General features: G+C 71.6%; 17 protein-coding genes. All 17 read right to left on the bottom strand.

Annotated features, from left to right (window positions below):
• The 17 genes from efp to BKA22_RS16745 all read right to left on the bottom strand — a co-directional run bounded on the left by efp (position 1) and on the right by BKA22_RS16745 (position 17,620).
• Positions 1-564 carry an elongation factor P gene (efp, locus tag BKA22_RS16825; protein ID WP_146951876.1) on the bottom strand — a complete coding sequence of 188 codons (564 nt, stop codon included), beginning with the start codon at positions 562-564 and terminating at the stop codon, positions 1-3.
• A gap of 127 nt (positions 565-691) precedes the next feature.
• Positions 692-1,165 carry a hypothetical protein gene (locus tag BKA22_RS16820; protein WP_146951875.1) on the bottom strand — a complete coding sequence of 158 codons (474 nt, stop codon included), beginning with the start codon at positions 1,163-1,165 and terminating at the stop codon, positions 692-694.
• A 111-nt stretch (positions 1,166-1,276) separates the two neighbouring features.
• Positions 1,277-1,939 carry a hypothetical protein gene (locus BKA22_RS16815; RefSeq protein ID WP_146951874.1) on the bottom strand — a complete coding sequence of 221 codons (663 nt, stop codon included), beginning with the start codon at positions 1,937-1,939 and terminating at the stop codon, positions 1,277-1,279.
• Between the two features lie 50 nt (positions 1,940-1,989).
• Positions 1,990-2,430 carry a type II 3-dehydroquinate dehydratase gene (locus tag BKA22_RS16810; protein WP_146951873.1) on the bottom strand — a complete coding sequence of 147 codons (441 nt, stop codon included), beginning with the start codon at positions 2,428-2,430 and terminating at the stop codon, positions 1,990-1,992.
• A gap of 75 nt (positions 2,431-2,505) precedes the next feature.
• Entirely contained in the window at positions 2,506-3,636 is a 1,131-nt protein-coding gene (aroB, locus tag BKA22_RS16805) for a 3-dehydroquinate synthase (RefSeq protein ID WP_146951872.1), read from the bottom strand.
• Positions 3,633-4,211 carry a shikimate kinase gene (locus BKA22_RS16800; RefSeq protein ID WP_146951871.1) on the bottom strand — a complete coding sequence of 193 codons (579 nt, stop codon included), beginning with the start codon at positions 4,209-4,211 and terminating at the stop codon, positions 3,633-3,635. The genes aroB and BKA22_RS16800 overlap by 4 nt, the downstream gene beginning before the upstream one ends.
• Complete coding sequence (aroC, locus tag BKA22_RS16795; RefSeq protein ID WP_146951870.1) at positions 4,208-5,398, bottom strand: chorismate synthase; 1,191 nt, start codon at positions 5,396-5,398, stop codon at positions 4,208-4,210. The genes BKA22_RS16800 and aroC overlap by 4 nt, the downstream gene beginning before the upstream one ends.
• Before the next feature lie 74 nt (positions 5,399-5,472).
• Positions 5,473-6,261, bottom strand: coding sequence for a hypothetical protein (locus BKA22_RS16790; RefSeq protein WP_146951869.1), 789 nt, complete (start codon positions 6,259-6,261; stop codon positions 5,473-5,475).
• A 1-nt stretch (position 6,262) separates the two neighbouring features.
• Entirely contained in the window at positions 6,263-6,961 is a 699-nt protein-coding gene (locus BKA22_RS16785; protein ID WP_146951868.1) for a PilN domain-containing protein, read from the bottom strand.
• A complete protein-coding gene (gene pilM, locus BKA22_RS16780; protein WP_146951867.1) occupies positions 6,958-8,022 on the bottom strand; it encodes a type IV pilus assembly protein PilM in 1,065 nt (354 codons plus the stop codon). The genes BKA22_RS16785 and pilM overlap by 4 nt, the downstream gene beginning before the upstream one ends.
• Positions 8,023-8,171: 149 nt before the next feature.
• On the bottom strand, positions 8,172-8,984 hold the full coding sequence (locus BKA22_RS16775) for a prepilin peptidase (protein WP_146951866.1): 813 nt from the start codon (positions 8,982-8,984) through the stop codon (positions 8,172-8,174).
• A 16-nt stretch (positions 8,985-9,000) separates the two neighbouring features.
• Positions 9,001-10,557, bottom strand: a complete 1,557-nt coding sequence (locus tag BKA22_RS16770) for a hypothetical protein (protein WP_146951865.1) — start codon at positions 10,555-10,557, stop codon at positions 9,001-9,003.
• A gap of 8 nt (positions 10,558-10,565) precedes the next feature.
• Positions 10,566-11,225, bottom strand: a complete 660-nt coding sequence (locus BKA22_RS16765) for a PulJ/GspJ family protein (protein WP_223203440.1) — start codon at positions 11,223-11,225, stop codon at positions 10,566-10,568.
• On the bottom strand, positions 11,218-12,909 hold the full coding sequence (locus BKA22_RS16760) for a hypothetical protein (RefSeq protein WP_146951864.1): 1,692 nt from the start codon (positions 12,907-12,909) through the stop codon (positions 11,218-11,220). Before BKA22_RS16760 ends, BKA22_RS16765 begins: the two co-directional genes overlap by 8 nt.
• 153 nt (positions 12,910-13,062) lie before the next feature.
• Entirely contained in the window at positions 13,063-14,880 is a 1,818-nt protein-coding gene (locus BKA22_RS16755; RefSeq protein WP_223203439.1) for a hypothetical protein, read from the bottom strand.
• A 77-nt stretch (positions 14,881-14,957) separates the two neighbouring features.
• Positions 14,958-15,710 (bottom strand): PilW family protein, encoded by a 753-nt coding sequence (locus tag BKA22_RS16750; RefSeq protein ID WP_146951863.1) that lies wholly within the window; start codon positions 15,708-15,710, stop codon positions 14,958-14,960.
• Positions 15,707-17,620 carry a type II secretion system protein gene (locus tag BKA22_RS16745; protein ID WP_146951862.1) on the bottom strand — a complete coding sequence of 638 codons (1,914 nt, stop codon included), beginning with the start codon at positions 17,618-17,620 and terminating at the stop codon, positions 15,707-15,709. Before BKA22_RS16745 ends, BKA22_RS16750 begins: the two co-directional genes overlap by 4 nt.
• Positions 17,621-17,695 lie beyond the last annotated feature (75 nt).

Below are 17,695 nucleotides of genomic sequence, written 5' to 3'. Positions count from 1 at the left end.
TCAGTCGTTCACACGGCCGAGGTAGCTGCCGTCGCGCGTGTCCACCTTGACCTTGGTGTTCGACTCGAGGAACAGCGGGACCTGGATCTCGTAGCCGGTCTCGAGCGTGGCGGGCTTGGTGCCGGCCGACGAGCGGTCGCCCTGCAGGCCGGGCTCGGTGTAGGTGACCAGGAGCGTGACCGACGGGGGCAGCTCGACGTAGAGCGGCACACCCTCGTTCGTGGCGACCAGGGCGTTCTGGTTCTCCAGGAGGAAGTGCGAGACGTCGCCGACGACCGTCTCGGAGATGTTCAGCTGGTCGTAGGTGTCCGTGTCCATGAACACGAAGTCCGTGCCGTCCTTGTACAGGTACTGCATGTCGCGCTTGTCGACGTTCGCCGTCTCGACCTTCAGGCCGGCGTTGAACGTCCGGTCGACGACCTTGCCGGACAGGACGTTCTTGAGCTTGGTGCGGACGAAGGCGCCACCCTTGCCGGGCTTGACGTGCTGGAACTCCACGACGGTCCACAGCTGGCCGTCGATGCGCAGCACGGTGCCGTTCTTCAGGTCGTTGGTGGTCGCCACGATCGTCGCTTCCTGTCGAGGGGTGAGGTCTGCGTGCCGACCGGCGGGACGTGCCTCGCACTGTGCGCACCGTGCGCAGGGTGTGCGCGGGTGCCGCCGGTCAGGGAACCGCCGACCATCGTACCGGTCATGCCAGGAGCCACCGACCGAGGTACCCCAGGGCGGCCGCCCAGACCAGCGAGGCGAGGGTGCCGATGACGAACCGCTCGGACGCGCCGGGGTTCTGCCGCAGCTCGGGGTAGCGGCCCAGGCCCTTGACGGCGACGACGACCGCGACGACCTCGGGCTGGCCGATCATCAGGCTGCCGGTGACCGCGAGGCGTTCGAGGAGCCCGATCCAGGTGCCGCCGCGCAGGGCGGTGCGGGCACGTTCGCCCTCGGGCCCGTCGCCCCCGTCGGGCTGCTGGTCCGGGGCGAGGTGGTCGGGCGCCTGCTGGTCGGGCGCTGCCTGCTTGTCGGGCGCCTGGTGCTTGCCGGGGGCCTCCCCTGCGTCCGCGGAGCGTGAGGCGAGGTGCAGGATGCCGCGGGTGACGGGCCACCCGCCGAGCGTGGAGGCGACCAGCAGCACGAGCACGAGCGGGATGGCGGCAGCAGGCTGCACGGACCCTCCTGGTGCGGACGAGCACCTGCGGTCGCGGGTGCGTGCGCACGCTACCGACGATCGGGCGCCGGCGCACGCATCCGCGGGCGGGCGCCGTGCGGCACCGGCGTGTCAGTCGTGCTCGCGCGCCTCGGCGCGTTCGAGGAGACGCCCGGCCGCCGGGCGAGCCGCGAGCTCCTCGGCCCACAGCGCCGCGCGCAGGCGCTTGCTGACGGCCTGCTGGCTGATGTCGAGCCGCGCGGCGACGTCGTCCTGCCGGGCCTCCGGGCCCAGGTCGTCGAGGAGGTCGACGACCTGCCAGCCCTCCGCGCTGCGTCGTGCGGCGACGGCTGCGGTGAGGACGAGGAGCGCCTCGGCGTCGAGCGCGGCGGTCGCGTCCCGGCCGCGCACGGCGAGCGGGACCGTCCGGACGCGGCTCTTGGCCGCCTCGACGGCCTCACGGGCGAGCACGAACGCGGGCCCCGCCCCGGCCCGGGTGCTCTCCGGCAGGGGCAGCTCGACGGGGCCGGCGCCGATGCCGACCGACCAGCCGCCGTGACGCAGCACGCGCAGGACGAGGTCGACGACCGCCGTCGGGTCGTCGAAGACGGCCTGCACCTCGTCGCCGACGGTGCGCTCGAAGTCCCGCACGGGCGGCGCGAACCTGCGGGCGGAGGCTGAGAGGGTCCCTGCCGCGGGCTGCGGGTCGGTGGAGCCCTCGAGCACCGCGAGGAAGGCCTCGACGCGGTCGCCCACCACGCGGCTGCCCTGCTGGTCGATCGTCAGGACGAACATGCCACAACCCTCTCAGGTTGTTCCTGAGATCACAACCTTGAGTGGTTGTGCTAGAGGCGACCGGCGATCGCCCGCAGAGCCAGCTCGTAGGAGCCGAAGCCGAAGCCCGCGACCGTGCCCGACGCGACCGGGCCGATGACCGACACGTGACGGAACGTCTCGCGGGCGTACGGGTTGGACAGGTGCACCTCGACCAGCTGCAGGCCCGCCTTCGTGACCTGGGCGGCCGCGTCCCGCAGCGCGTAGGAGTAGTGCGTGAACGCCGCCGGGTTGAGCACCACGTGCGTGGCCGCGTCGACCGCCTCGTGCAGCCAGCCGACCAGCTCGGACTCGTCGTCGGTCTGCCGCACCTCGACGCTCAGCCCCAGCTCCTCGCCCCACGACCGCGCCGCGGCGACCAGGTCCGCGTAGGACGCCGACCCGTACACCTCGGGCTCGCGCACCCCCAGCCGACCGAGGTTGGGGCCGTTGAGGACCAGCACGCGCGTCATGCCCCGAAGGCTACCGGCGACGAACCCCCGGACCGCGGAGCGGCGAGGGCGCGTCAGCAGTCCGCCAGCCGTGCCTCAGAGCGAGACCGCCGACCCGACCGGGGCCGCGCCCTCACTCACCTCGGCGTACGCGGCGGCCAGCAGGGTCGGGTCGGGACCCTCGAGCCGGACCGGCTTGCCGAGGTCCTCCAGGACCACGAACCGCAGCAGGTCACCCCGCGTCTTCTTGTCCCGCCGCATACCCGTCAGCAGCCGCTCCCACCGGTCGCCCCGGTACGAGGTCGGCAGGCCCAGCGAGGTCAGCACCGAACGGTGCCGGTCGACGACGTCGTCGCTCAACCGACCCGCCAGGCGGGCCAGCTCGGCGGCGAAGACCATGCCGACCGACACCGCGGCACCGTGCCGCCACTGGTAGCGCTCGACGTGCTCGACCGCGTGGCCGAACGTGTGCCCGTAGTTGAGGATCTCGCGCAGGCCGGCTTCCTTGAGGTCCTCCCCCACGACCGCCGCCTTCACGGCCACAGCACGCTCGATCAGCTCGGCCAGCACGGGCGAGGCGGACGCGGCGACCGGGTCCTTGAGCAGGTCGACGTTGGCCTCGACGAGCTCGAGGATGCGCGTGTCGGCGATGAACCCCGCCTTGACGATCTCGGCGAGACCGGCCACGAAGTCGAAGGGCGCCATCGACGACAGCGTCGCCAGGTCGCACAGAACCCCGGCCGGCGGGTGGAACGCGCCCACCAGGTTCTTGCCCTCGGCCGTGTTGATGCCCGTCTTGCCGCCCACCGCCGCGTCGACCATCGCGAGCACGGTCGTCGGCAGGTGCACGACCTTGATGCCGCGCAGCCACGTGGCGGCCACGAAACCCGCGAGGTCCGTCGTCGCCCCGCCGCCGACCGCCACGACCGCGTCCGAGCGGGTGAAGTCCGCCTGGCCGAGCACGCCCCACAGGAACGCCGCGACCTGGGCCGTCTTGGACGCCTCGGCGTCCGGCACCTCGGCCAGGTACGCCTCGTAGCCGTGCTCGAGCAGGTCGGCCCGCACGGCGTCGGCCGAGACGGTCAGCGCCGCGGGGTGGATCACGAGCACGCGGCGCACGCCCTCGCCGAGCACACCCGGCAGGTCGCCCAGCAGGTGGTGCCCGATGACCACGTCGTACGGCTGCTCGCCGTGCACGGTGACGGTCCGACGGCTCGTGGTGCTCATCCCTGGCTGCTCCCCTGCTCGTCCTCGGCCTGCGTCGTCGCCGCGCCCTGACGCAGCGCGGCCAGACCCTGCTCGATCTCCTCGGCGACCTCGACCGGTCGCCGTCCGTCCGTCGACACCCGCAGCGTCGCGAGCCGCTCGTAGACGGGCCGGCGAGCCTCCATCAGCGCCTGCCAGCGCGCCCGGGGGTTGCCGAGCAGCAGCGGACGCGCCTGGTTGAGCCCCACCCGCGGCGCCGCGTGCGCGAGCGAGACGTCGAGGAAGACCACCACGCCGCCGGCCGCCGTGTACGCGGTCAGCGCCGCCTGGGTCGTCCCGTCGAGCACAGCCCCGCCACCCAGCGCGAGCACACCCTCGTGCTCGGTCAGGGCACGGGCCACCGCGGCGCGCTCGAGCTCGCGGAAGTGCGGCTCGCCCTCCTCGACGAACAGGTCGGAGATCGACCTGCCCGCACCGGCCTCGACGTCGGCGTCCGTGTCCCGCACCGCGAGCTGCCACCGGTCGCCCAAGGCGGCCGCCACCGTCGACTTGCCCGCACCCGGGGGGCCGACCAGGACGATGCGCGGCGCGCTCACCGCAGCAGCTCGGGCACCGAGGCGACGAAGGCCTCGAGGTTGCGCCGCACCTCGGCGACCGAGTCCCCGCCCGTCTTCTCCAGCAGCGCGTCCGCGACGACGAGCGCCACCATCGCCTCGGCGACCACCGCCGCCGGGGGCACCGCGCACACGTCGGAACGCTGGTGCTGCGCCCGCGCCGGCTCGCCCGTGGCGGTGTCGATCGTCGCGAGGGCGCGCGGCACCGTGGAGATCGGCTTCATCGCCGCCCGCACGCGCAGCACCTCGCCGTTCGTCATGCCGCCCTCGAGGCCGCCCGCACGGTTGGTCCGGCGCACGATGCGCCCCGCGTCGTCCCGCTCGATCTCGTCGTGCGCCGCCGAGCCGCGCCGCGCAGCGGTGCGGAAACCGTCGCCGACCTCGACACCCTTGATCGCCTGGATGCCCATGAGCGCACCCGCCAGGCGTGCGTCGAGCCGCCGGTCGGCGTGCACGTAGGAGCCCAGCCCCGACGGCAGGCCGTAGACCAGGACCTCGACCACGCCGCCGAGGGTGTCGCCGTCCCTGTGGCACTCGTCGATCTCGGCCACCATCGCGGCCGACGTCTCGGCGTCGAAGCAGCGCACCGGGTCGGCGTCCAGCGCCGCCACGTCGTCCGGTGTGGGGAGCACGGCGTCCTCCGGCACGGCGACCGGTCCGATCCCGACGACGTGCGAGACGAGCCGCACGCCGGCCGCCTGCTCGAGCAGGTGCGCGGCCACGGTGCCCAGCGCCACCCGCGTGGCCGTCTCGCGCGCGCTCGCGCGCTCCAGGACCGGCCGGGCGTCGTCGAACGCGTACTTGCGCATGCCCACCAGGTCGGCGTGCCCCGGGCGCGGACGGGTCAGCGGGGCGTTGCGTGCCCGGTTGAGCACCTCGGGGTCGTCGACCGGGTCGGACGACATCACCTCGGCCCACTTGGGCCACTCGGTGTTGCCGACCTCGATCGCGACGGGCCCGCCCTGCGTCAGGCCGTGCCGCACACCGCCGAGCAGCCGGACCTCGTCCTGCTCGAACTTCATCCGGGCGCCCCGGCCGTAACCCAGCCGGCGGCGGGCCAGGGCCGCCTGCACGTCCGCGGTGGCGACCTCGACCCCGGCGGGGACGCCTTCGAGGATGCCGACCAGCGCCGGGCCGTGGGACTCACCAGAGGTCAACCAACGCAGCATGGACGGATCCTCCCATGACGAGGCCCACCTCCCGGGCTCGCGCTCAGGAGGTGGGCCGTCGATCGGTCAGCCGGTCAGTGACCGGCGATCGGCGCCAGCGGGTTCTTGCCCGGGACCGCGCCCGGCAGTGCCGGGGCCGCGGCCGCGGGGTCGACGGTCTCCGCGACGCCGAGGGCGTCGGGCAGCACGTAGACGTACCCGTTGATGACGAGCTCCTGGTCACCGGCCGCGGTCGCCGGCTTGCCGCCCGAGGCCTCCGCCTCCTTCTGCGAGGTGCCGACCAGACCCGAGACCAGGAAGAGTCGCGGCGTGCTGTTCTGCAGGTCGTAGAGGAAGGCCACCGTGTTGTCGTACGTCCCCATCACGGTGATCGCCACCGGGATCGCGACGAAACCGGTCGGGACGCCGGACGCCGCGGCGGGGTCGGTGGTCGCGGTGCCCGTCGTCGCGTCCGTCGAGCCGTCTGCGCTCTCCGTCGTCTCGGTGGCCGCCGGTGCGGCCGAGGCTGCGAGGGTCACGGCGGTCGGGATCGAGGGCGTGATGTCGGTGACCGTCACCGAGTGCGTGCCGGCGATCTGGTCGACCTCACGCAGGTACTCGGACATCGCCGCGCTGGTCGGGATCTGCGTCTGCAGACCCGCGAGCTCGGCCTTGTACTCGGGCAGCTTGTCGAAGTCCGCCTTCAGCTGGGCGATCTTCAGCTCGAGCAGCTCGTTCTCCTGCCGGGTCTGCTCGGCCTGGGCGCGCACCTCGTCGGCCGAGGTGAGCGCCGGCGAGATGGCCAGGAACCACGCGGCCACGACGATCAGCAGAGCGACGACGACCGTCCCTGCGACCCAGGTGTTCTTCTTGGCGCCGCCCATGTCAGCCCTCCCCCTCGACCTGCTCGAACCGGAGCGAGAACGCGTCGGAGGTCACGACGACCGCCGACGACACCGTGTAGTAGGCACCGGTCTCGTCGCTCGTGAGTGTTGCCGCACCGGCCCACGCCGAGGCGAACCCGGGGACCGAGTCGAGCGCGTCGACCCAGGCCGCGACGTCCGGGATCGTGGAGGAGCGGGTGGTGAACTGGATGGAGCCCATGCCCGCCGCCTGCAGCGGATCGGTCGGGGCAGCCGCCGCCGCCATCGGGGTCGCACCCGTGACCGTGAAGGTGTCGATGCTGACGCCCTCCGGGAGCACGGCGGCGATCGCGTCGATGTAGGGCTTCCACTGGACCTCGGTCGACATGCCGAGCTGGCGTGCCGTGGTGGCCTGGTTCAGGGCGTTCAGCACGACCGGGACCTCGGCGTACTGGGTCTGCTCGGCCTGCAGGACACCCGTGCGCGCCTGGGCGTCCGTCAGCTCGGCGTCGGCCAGGCCGCCCGAGATGAGTGCGGCTCCGTAGCCGGCGACGCACAGGGCGAGCGTCGCGACGAGCCCGAGGCCGAGCCAGCGCTTGGTGGCGCGCAGGCCGCGGGCCGCGCGCACCTCGGGTGGCAGCAGGTTGACCTGCGGCAGGGCTCCGGTCCCCGTGAGGGCCGCGCCCCCCTTGCGTCGCTGGGACGTGGTCACGGCACTCATGCGGCAACTCCGTAGGCGAGTCCGACGGGCAGGGCGAGGAGCGACTCCAGACCGTTCAGCGCCTCGCGCTGCACGGTCTTGGCCGACCGGAGACCGGCCAGGGGGTCGCCGAGCGTGACCGGCAGCCGGCTCGCGCTCGACAGGTACTGCCCGAGCCCGGGCAGGTGGGAGCCGCCCCCGGTCAGCACGGCCACGTCGATCGCGCCGCCGCCGTTGTTGCTGGAGTAGTAGACGAACGTGTTGCGCACGGCCTCGACCAGGGCGCGCACGACCGTCGAGATCGCCTCGGCGGCGCCGGCACGCTCGGGGTCGGTGGCGAAGCCGATGCCGATCTCGCGCTTGACCTGCTCGGCTTCCGCCGCCGAGATCCCCATGGCGCTGGCCACGGCCGCGGTCACGTTCTGGCCGCCGGTCGCCAACGAGCGGACGAGCCGGGGCGTGCCCTGCGTCGTGATGACCACGGTCGTGATGCTCGCGCCGATGTCGACGAACGCGGCCGTCGCGCGGCTCAGGTCACCGCGGGCGAGCGAGCGGACGAGGGCGAAGGCGTTGAGGTCGACCATCCGGGGGCGCAGCCCGGCGCCCTCGACGGCGAGGACGTTGGCGTTGACCGTGTCCCGCTGCGCCGCGACGAGCATCCCGTGCACGGTGCGGCCCTGCGGACCGTCGTACTCGTTGGTCGGGAAGAAGTCGAGCAGCGCCTCGTCCGCGGCCATCGGGAGCATCTCGTGCACCTGGAACGGCAGCGACTCCTTGAGCTGGGCGAGCGGCATCCACGGCAGGTCGAGGTCACGGACGACGACGCGCTGGTTGCCGACGCCGAGGACGACGTCCTTGGAGTCGAACTTCGCCTGCTGCCACAGCTGGCGCAGCGCGCCGGAGACGGTCTCGGGCTGCGTGACCTCGCCGTCGCGCACCGCACCGAGCGGCAGCGGCACCTGGCCGTACCGCACAAGGGTCGGCGGCGTCTTGCCGGCCGGTCCACCACTGCCGAACTCGAGCTCGGCCGCGCGCACGCACGTCCAGCCGATGTCGAGGCCGATGACTCGTGAGCTGGCCACGGAGGTCCTTCCGACGGACGGGAAACGTTCCTCCGTCCTATCGGGTGCACCGACCTGCGACTTGAGGACCCGGGGCGAGCTCTTCGCGACACGGACCGGTCCGTGGGTGCCAGGACCGTGGTCGCCCGGCTGTGCACGTGCAGGGCGCCTCAGAACAGGCTCAGGTACCACTCTCCGACGGCCTCGCCCACCGCGATGCCGACGAGCGCCCCGAGCAGCATCCACGGCCCGAACGGGATCTTGGACTTGCGTCCGGCTCGACCGACGAGCAGCAGGCCGATCGAGAACAGGCCTCCGAGGAGGTACGCCGCGAACCATCCGAAGGCGAGCGTGGCCCAGCCGAACCAGCCGAGGTACAGCCCCAGCACGCCTGAGAGCTTGAGGTCCCCCCTGCCCATCCCCGCGGGGTACACCAGGACGAGGACGAGGTACAGCGCGAACATCGCGGCACCGCCGATGAGTGCCCGCACGAGCGCACCCCAGTCGGCCTCGCCGCCCGGGTTCCACGAGGCGAGCGTCAGCAGCGCGAGCGCGACGAGGTAGGACGGCAGCACGATCACGTCCGGCAGCCGCCGCGTGTCGATGTCGATCAGGGCCAGGGCGATAGAGATCGAGACGAGGTACAGCAGCCCCGGCAGCACCCAGCTCGGCCCGGTGAACAGCCCGGTCGCGACGAACAGGACACCGGTGGCCGCCTCGACGAGCGGGTAGCGGACCGAGATCGGCTCCTGGCAGTCACGGCAGCGCCCGCGCAGCAGCAGCCAGGAGACCACGGGCACGTTGTCGCGCTCACGGATCGCATGGCCGCACCGCGGGCACGCGCTCGGCGGGCGCACCACGGACATGCCCTGCGGCACACGCCAGATCACGACGTTGAGGAACGAGCCGACGGCCAGCCCGAGCGGGAGCAGCAGCAGCGCCGTCAGGGCGAGGGTGGCGGCATCGGCGGTGTTCGTCGTCATGGCGCCCGCCACTATGTCATGCGGTCTCTCGCTTGGCGACGATCTCGACCTTGTACGACAGCGCGTCCTTGTTCTGCACACCCCACACCGGGAGGCTGTCGTAGGTCAGATTCATGCTGTTGTTCATCTCGACGGCACAACCGGCATAGATCTGCCCGTTGATCATGCTCGTTCCGGACGGCGAGTAGAACTTGTGCGGCGTGTACATGAGCACCCGGATGTTCGTCCTCGCGATCAGACCGTTGTTGATCTCGATCCCCGTCCGCGAGCAGCTCGGCGTCGCGTAGTCCTGCATGAGGTAGAGGTTCTTCGTCGAGCCGGACAGCCCGGAGAACGTCGGCTGGCCGTTGATCGAGAACCCGGACGCCGCCCAGATCGCCACGTCCTGCGCCAGCACGATCTCGTGCCCGCTCATGTTCGAGAAGTTCACCACGCAGCTCGCGGGCATCCGGATGAGCACGGGGGCCGTCAGCGTCGTCCCGTGGGTCACGAGCCACCGCGCGAGCGAGCCCGACTGGTCGTACCCGGCGTCGCAGCTCGGGAAGGTCACCTGCGTGTAGCCGGCACCGCCGGCGGACACCGGCGACGTCCACGAGGAGTCCCCGAGCAGCTGCGGGAACGGCGCGCCGGGCGGCGCGTCGACGACCTGGTAGCCGTGGCACTTGTCCAGGACGGCGGCTGCGGAGCACACGTCACCCGTCACGGTGCCCCACGCCCGGGCCTTCCCGTTGAGCACCCGCCCGCTCGACGTGCCGAGGTTGTTGAGCGCGATGCTGCCCGCCGAGGAGGTGATGTCACCCATGACGGTCTTGTCGTTGGGCTGCACGAGCACGTTCCCGACCGACATCACGTTGCCGGCCACGTACCGGCAGTCGTGCTCGAGCGTGGTGGTGCCCTGCGAGTAGATCGAGCCGTACACGTACCCCTTGCAGCTGAGGTTGCCGTTGGAGTACACGTCACCGTTCTGACTCCCGGCGGAACCGGCGATCACGGTCAGGCTGTTGTTGATGACGACCGAGGAGTTGCCGAACACGGCCTTGTTGAGGTCGGTCTGCAGCTTGAGCCGCACGACCGTCTCGAACGTGCGCACCGCCGGGGCCTGCTGGGCCACGGGCGTCGACGTCGACGTCGCCCGGACGGCGGCGGTCGCCGCCTCGACCGCACCGGTGCGCACCGCGGAGCAGGCGACGACGGCACCCGCGGCGTCGTAGAACGTGATCCGCGAGTCGATCGTCAGCTCGTCAGGGCCGACGTCGGTGACGAACGGGGTGATCGCCCCGCACAGGACACCCTCCTGCAGGGTGCTCAGGGGCGCGTAGTGGATCCGGGAGACCAGGTGGTCGACCTGCCCCTCGGCGCTCGCGATCGAGACGGCACGCTGGCGCTCGCGGCCGCTCATGCCGTTCTCCGCGATGGCCACGGTCACGAGCGTCGCGACGGCGAGGGTGGCGAACACGATGATCGCCACGGCCAGCACCATCGCGATGCCGGCGTCCTGGTCCTGCGCGGCGTACCGCTCGCGCCACCGGTGCAGCGCACCCGTCGTCGTCGCCGTCGTCCTCGGGCTCGTCATCGACGTCCTCATTCCGCGGGGACCGGGACGCACTGCCCGGTGTCGTAGCCGTAGCTGGTGTTGCGTCCGGAGATCGAGGACTCGATCGACACGTCGCGGTCCTTGTCCTCGTCGTGGGCGAGCAGGGTCACCTGCAGGAGCCGGCGGTCGTAGGGGGTGGTGGCCCCCTGCAGGGTGAACGGCAGGTGCGCGGCGTCGAGGCTCAGCCCGCGGGCGACGGTCCGCCAGTCGCTGACGTCGCTGGTGGTCTGCCAGTCGAGGGACCAGCTGCGGGTGCGCAGCTGTGCTCCCCCGCTGCCCGGGTCGACCTGCAGCACCTGCCACTGCACGCAGCGCGCCGCGCCGAAGGTCTGGGTGTAGATCCGCATGCACGTCCCGGTGTCCGAGCCGTCCGTGGCGCTCTGGCACGAGGGCACGTAGCCCGGCTCGTCCTTGGGGCTGAAGAGCACGTTCCCCGAGCGCATCTGCTTGCTGATGTCGGCCAGGCCGAGCCGGATCTGCGCCTGCGCGTCGGCGCGGTCGCTGGCTCCTCGGGTCGTGGTGAGCAGCGAGATGAGTCCCGAGGTCGCCAGTGCGATGACGACGGAGAAGACGCCCATCGCGACGAGCAGCTCGGTCAGGGTGTACCCGGCGTCGTCCTGCGGGCGGGGGGCGCGGGTCTCACGCAACGGGGGCCTCCTGGTACGCGGCGACGGCGGTGGCCCCGCCGAGCTGGACGTCCACGGCCCAGGCCTGCCCGGCGGCGGTGTCCGTCACGGTGAAGCGGCCGCTGATCGACCCGCTGTCGACCTGGACGACGCATGCCTCGTCGGCGCAGTCGGACGCTCCGTCGAGCGTGCTGCCGCCGGTCGTGACGACGAGCGTGCCCGTCACGGTGACGCTGCCCGCCGTGACGGGCGGGAAGCCCGTGCCGGTCGAGTCCCAGACGTAGGTGGCGTCCAGACCCGTGAGCGGGACGTCCGTGTAGGCGACGCCCGTCCAGAGCCGCAGCGTGCCGGAGCGCGCCTGGGTCGGGGTCGGCGTGGTCGCGCCCCGCTCCGCGACGGCGGATTCGGTCAGGCCCGTCAGCTGCCAGAGCCCTACGGGTGCGACGCCGGGCAGGAACCGCGCGGTGCCGATCGAGCGGGCGGCGCTCGCGCGGGCGCAGCCTGGCGCGGTGGCGCCGCAGACCCCCGCGCTCGTGCCCTTGTAGACCTGCGCGGCGCCGGCGGACGTCCGTACGCCCTCCGACGTGAACAGCTGCGCACCACCCAGGGCCAGCGTCGCCGGGCCCCCGTGCACGAGCCCGGCCACGGCGCACGGCCGCAGCGCACCGGCGGGTCCGGTCGAGACCGCGGCGGCCGCCCCCGTTGCCGTCGGCATCAGGCAGGCGCCGCTGCCGGCGGACACCGCGCCGCCCAGGGACCCGGTCGTGGTCCCGGTCGCGGCTGTCAGGGTCGTCGCTCCGAGCACGGACGTCGTGCTGCGGCCGGGCACGGACACGACGCCGGAGAACGTCTGCTGCACCGTGGAGGTCGGGTCCGAGCCTGCCGTGAGCACCTGGGGTGAGGAGCTCGCCGTCCCGGTCGAGTCCACTCCCCCAGCGGCGACACCCGTCGAGGTCAGTGCGACGGACTGCTCGACCTCGAGCGTGCTGCTGGCGGCCGGCAGGACGAGCGTGATCGAGGGCTCTGCCGCCTGCGGGACGCCTGCGGCGTCGACGGGTGTCACGCTCACGCTCATCGCGTCGGTGCCGCCGCGGGCGGAGAACGCGGCCTGGCACGGACCGGAGAACGGGTGCAGCGAGTCCTGCAGGCACCCGCCCGGCGAGAACGTCTCCGTGCGCTCGACGGACGTCCCTGCCTGGCCGTTCTTCTTCTTCCAGGTGGCGATGGCGGTCAGCGCGAACGCGTCGGAGGTCGCCGACCGGGTGACGTACTGCCGCACCGTGTACGTGGTCGAGTCGACGGTCGTGGTGTACGCGCACGGCGACTGCGTGTTGACCACGAGCGTCTCGGGCGCGATGGCCAGCACGGTGCTGGACGGGCTGAACACCGCGCTGGCCCCTGCCCCGCTCACGTTGTCCGTGGTCGCGGCCAACCCCAGCGTCGTGTCGCACCCGGCAGCGCTGCCGGCGGTCACGGTCGAGTATGGGAGCGCTCTCATCGACTCGATCGACTGCGTCGCCAACGCCGCACCCGACTGCCGCTGCCGCGCCACCGCGATCGTCACCAACGACGAGAGCAGCACGCCGATCGTCACGACCATCATCGCCACGATGAGGAACATCGCGAGCAGCACTTCGACGAGCGTGAACCCGCCCTCACCCTGCGCGCCATGGGCGCGCTCCCAACGTGCGTGCAGCCGGCGCACCGCCACCCCCTGAGCTCAGGCGAGCGCCCCCTGAGCACCCGACCACCAGGGTTGTCGGCACGTCTGACCTGCGACTCGATGAGAGGACGATGAGAGTTGGAGGGGCCCGCCGACGGCGGACCCCTCCACGTCACCGCATGCGCGCAGGGCGCCTCAGTCGCGCACCTCAGCCGGGGTGTTGACCTCACCGAAGTAGCGCTGGGACCACTGCGCGTTCGTCCAGGCCGGGAAGTACGGCGGTGCGGCGTTCTTCAGCCGGGTGTCGTACACGTACTTCTTGAGGTATCCGGTCGTCGACACCGAGCCGGACCCCGTGCCGACGATGCCGCGCCACCGCTGGGCGATCGACCCGTTCACCTGCAGGGTGCCCAAGGATGCGCCGTCCGCGTACTTCTGCACGTAGAACGAGTGGTTGAGCGTCTGGATCGAACCCATGATCTGCAGCCCGGACACCGACGTCTTGCCCGTCGGGTCGCTGTACTGCCTCGGCCACACCGAGCTGTTCGTGGTGCCCGAGGTCGACGCGGACCACTTGTACGTGCACCCCGAGGTGCAGCCGCTGGCTTCCTTCACCGGGCTGTACGTGCCCATCCACGGGTGGAACGCCTCGACGCTGTTCGTCGCGACCAGTCCGAGCATGTCGTTGCTCGTCGACTCCAGGCCGCCGGCGTAGACCAGGTCGCCGGTCACGATGATCGACTGAGCGGCTGCGACGGTCAGTCGCCCCTTGAGCACGCCTTCGAGGTACACGTTTCCCTCGGAGCAGTACTTGGTGGTCTCGGTCATGTTCGTGTCGTACGTGTACGAGGCCGAGGTGCCGGTAGGCGTGCTCGGCGTGGTCGCGGTCTTGGTCCCCAGCGGGAGCGCGGAGCCCAAGGGCCCGCCGATCTCCCCGCTGTAGCACTCGCGCGCGGGCACGGAGCTCGGTGCAGCACTGACGTAGACGACCAAGCCCGTCGGGACGTTCACCGTGGCACCTGCGCCGGTGAGATCGGAGAGCTTGCCGCAGGGCTCTCCCGAACCCAGCCCGGTCGCCACCGGCCCGAGTCCGCCGTTGCTCTTGTTCCAGACCGTCATCGTGCCGTTGGAGTTGAACACGATGCGCGTGGACCCGTAGTAGCGGCAGCCGGGGAGCGTCGCGAACACCGCTGAGGTGTCGGCGAGGTAGTACGGCGCCTTGTACTGCGGCCGCACCGAGTTGAAGTTCGCCGTGCTGTAGGTTCCCCCGTCGTTGCGCAGGCACCACTTCCAGTTGCTGACGGCGGTGCTCGCCGTCACGTTCTCGCACTCCTTGTTGGCAGTGAAGAACCCGTCGGTGAACGTCGGACCGGCGGCGGCGACCGAGTCGTTGCTGAAGACCGTTCCCTCGAGGTAGTCGCCGGAGGCGAACGTGATCTCCTTGCAGCCGTACGCCTTCCGGTTGTTGTACCAGTACAGCGGTGTGACCCCCGCGGGGACGCTCCCGCCGCACTGGGCGGACGCCGGATTACTCGTTGGGTACGCCTGGACGTTGGCGGGGTCCGCGGACTCGTAGTCCGTGTAGTAGACGTAGTCGGTCGAGGACGCCTTGCGCAGGACGGACTCGACGCTCCGGTACTCCCCGTTCGCGCGGCCCGTGACGGTGAGCGTGATCGGACCGCCGCTCTCGGCCAGGCTCGAGTTGACGGCGTAGTGGTAGAACGCGTCGAGCTCGCCGGTCCGCGTCGGGTCCACCGGGAGCCAGCCCGCCTCGGTGCTGTCGCTCCATCCGCAGGTGTTCGTGGTTGCGTCCATCGGTCCCTGAAGGGCGAGATTCGTGCAGTCCACGTCCTTGTAGTAGAGGCCGAGCCGGTTCAGCCGCGCGATGTAGTCGTCGACCCCGCTCTGGGCGGCACCCATGGCGCTCGTGTAGTCCTGGTCGTACCGCGCGAACTTCTGGCTCGCCACGGTGAACGCCAGCGCGGTGAACGCGAGCATCGCCAGAATCAGCATGGATCCCACCACGAGCACGAGGGCCACACCCTCGTCACCCGCGGTGCGGAGCCTGCGCAGAATCCCCGAGCCGGGCATCATGGCACCACTTCCGTCGACGGGAGGACCGCCTGCGCGTTCGGCAAGGTGATCCTCTGGATGTATGTGGTCGGCCCCGCCTGCACCGAGGAGGGCAGCTGGACCGTCACGTGCAGCTCGATCGCGAGCACCTTCGACAGGCTCGCCACCGTGAGGCTGCCGCCGCTCGCGGCGGGCGAGAGCGGGGTGCTCGAGGCGGCGGAGTAGTAGTTGAACAGCGGCGCCGTGATCTGCACGCCCTTCGCCAGGGTTCGCGTGCTCAGGTGGGCGCGGCACTCGGGCGTGGCACCGGCAGCTTCCGCGTTGCAGTACACATAGCCGGCCTCGGTCGGCGTCGCCGAGTCGGGCACCTGAACCTTCTCCACCAGGCTCCGCACACCGTCCGCACCGGTGACCACGGTGTAGGTCACCTTGCTCGGGCCGACCGTGTTCCCCGGGTTCTCGAGGTTGGCGTAGAACTGCACGGTGAAGTCCTGGCCGACGACGAAGGCGTCGACCGCGCAGGCACCGGTGCACGAGGCCGTCAGCTGGCTGGGCATGATCGCGGTGCGCAGCGTCTTGGCCATCCGCTCGGTGGCCGTGCGCGCCGAGTCGATCTGCTCCTGCCGGTTGATGCTCTGCTGATTCGTCCGCATGAAGCCGATCGACAACGAGGTCACCGCGATCAGCACGACGCCCAGCAGGATCATCGAGACCAGCAGCTCGGGCAGCGACATGCCCTCGTCGTGCCTCCGGAGCGGTCGGCGCGTCACGGTCCCACCGTGGTCGCGCTGCCCGCGTTCTTGTCCAGCGGTGCCGTGGCCGGCCCCACGTCGAACCTGCCCGAAGAGGTGCATGTGCCGGCGCCCTTGTCCCAGACGAATGCGTAGAACTTCGTGGTGCCACTGATCGGTCGATCGACCGTCACGGACAGAAGGGCGTTGTTCGAGGCAGTCGGACCTGCCTGTGCCGTGGACGGCGACACGCTCGTCTTCGTGCACGTGGGGGCGGCCGACGAGCTCACCACGAAGTAGCGGGTCTTCGGGATCTGCTTCAGCGTCAGAGTGGTCGTCGACGGCGTCGCCGTCCAGACGCGGGTGTTCGCCAGGCCGTACGCGGCAGTCACAGGGCTGATGAGGTCCGGGTAGCTCGTGCACGTACCGGTGGCTGCGCCATTGGTCTGGTAGACGAACCAGGTACCGGCCGGCAGCGCCACGGCACCCGAGCGCGCGCCGTCGATGTTCACGGCGCCCGCACCGGAGGCACCGGGGCACGTGCTCAGCGAGCTCACGCCCGAGGCGGCCCGGTTGAGGGCCCACACCGTTCCGCCGGCAGGCACCGAGGTGAGCTGCAGCGTCGTCGTGCCCCAGGGCACGTCGTCGTTCCCGCCGGCGGCGAGGCTGACAGCGGTCGGGCCGGCCGAGCAGCTGAATCCCAGGCCGCTGGCGTACAGGTCGTACGAGCCGGGCAGCAGCGAGATGCTCGCCGTCGGCGCCCCGGCCGCCAGGGTCACGCCCTGACCGGCGGCACAGGTCGTCGAGGTGCCGGCGGCGACCGCGACGATCGAGGAGGTGCCCGCGGGCAGGTTCGTGACGGTCGCAGACGCCATCTCGAACGTGACGTCGAACGTGAACGTCCCCCCGGGTGCGAGGGTCGTCTTGCTGAAGCCTCCGGCGGGCGGCGTGGTACCGAAGTAGGCCCCGTAGTCCGTGGGCCACAGACCGCCGATCGCGGTGGTGACACCCGTGACCGTCCGGGTCGTGGTGCCGCTGGCGCCGGTGTACTCGGAGGCCACCAGCGAGATCGTCGCGCCGGCGACCTGGGCGTTCGACAGGGGCTGCCCGTCGGCCCGCACGAGGTGGATGTTGATGGTCCCGGGGTGGGCGACCGTGAAGCTGGCACCGGAGTAGAGGGTGCCCTTGGTGAGCACACCGGTGGACTTGCTGGGGTTCGTCGCACCGGACATGTCCACGTAGCCCGTGTCGGCTACCTGGACGGTGTAGGTGGTGCCCGCCGTCGCGTCCGGCGTCACCTGGATCACGGCGCAGCCGGTCGCGTCGGTGTAGCCCGTCGTGCTCGAACCGCCGCTCGCGGTCGTCACCGCGACACCGATGAGCGGCGTGGCGCTCTGGTCGACCACGGAAGCGGCGATGAACGAGGCTCCGCTCGGGACGCCCCTGCTCTTGTCGGGCGCGAGGCCCGCGGTCTGCACGACCGGCTGGACCGAGCCCATGTTCGGCCAGGTCACCGAGACGGTCACCGCGAGCTTCGGGTACTGCACGAGCGAGCCGCCCTCGCACGCCGAGCCACCGGTGCCGGTGATGTCCCACTGCGCGCTGCGCGTCACGGTGTACGGCGTGCCATCGACCACCAGGGGCGAGCCCGTGGTCCCGCCGGCGAGCTGGTGCGGGTTGGTCACCAGGCCGGCGTTGGCCAGGTTCAGCGGGCCGTTCTTGGTCGACCCGAACTCCTGGCGGACCATGTCGATCTCGCGGGAGGCCAGGTTGGCAGCGGCGACGCGGCTGCGGTTGCTGACGCCGAGGGACTGCGTCTGCAGGATGATCCCGATGACGGCGGCCGCCATCGCGCCGAGGATGACCATCGCGATGACGATCTCGATGAGCGTGAAGCCGGCGTCGAGCGGCCGCCTGGTGGCGCTCTGCTCGTGCGTGCGGATCTTCACTGCTCGCTCCTCGTGTCGGGGGGTGTGGGTCGGGCCTACGAAAGCACGGTGGGGCGGGCGGGTCCCCCCGCCCGC

Origin of the sequence: Cellulomonas soli (assembly GCF_013409305.1) — a bacterium.
Taxonomy (GTDB): Bacteria; Actinomycetota; Actinomycetes; order Actinomycetales; family Cellulomonadaceae; genus Cellulomonas; species Cellulomonas soli.
The sequence above is the reverse complement of the archived record's forward strand: the minus strand, read 5'-3'. Positions and strand labels throughout refer to the sequence as shown.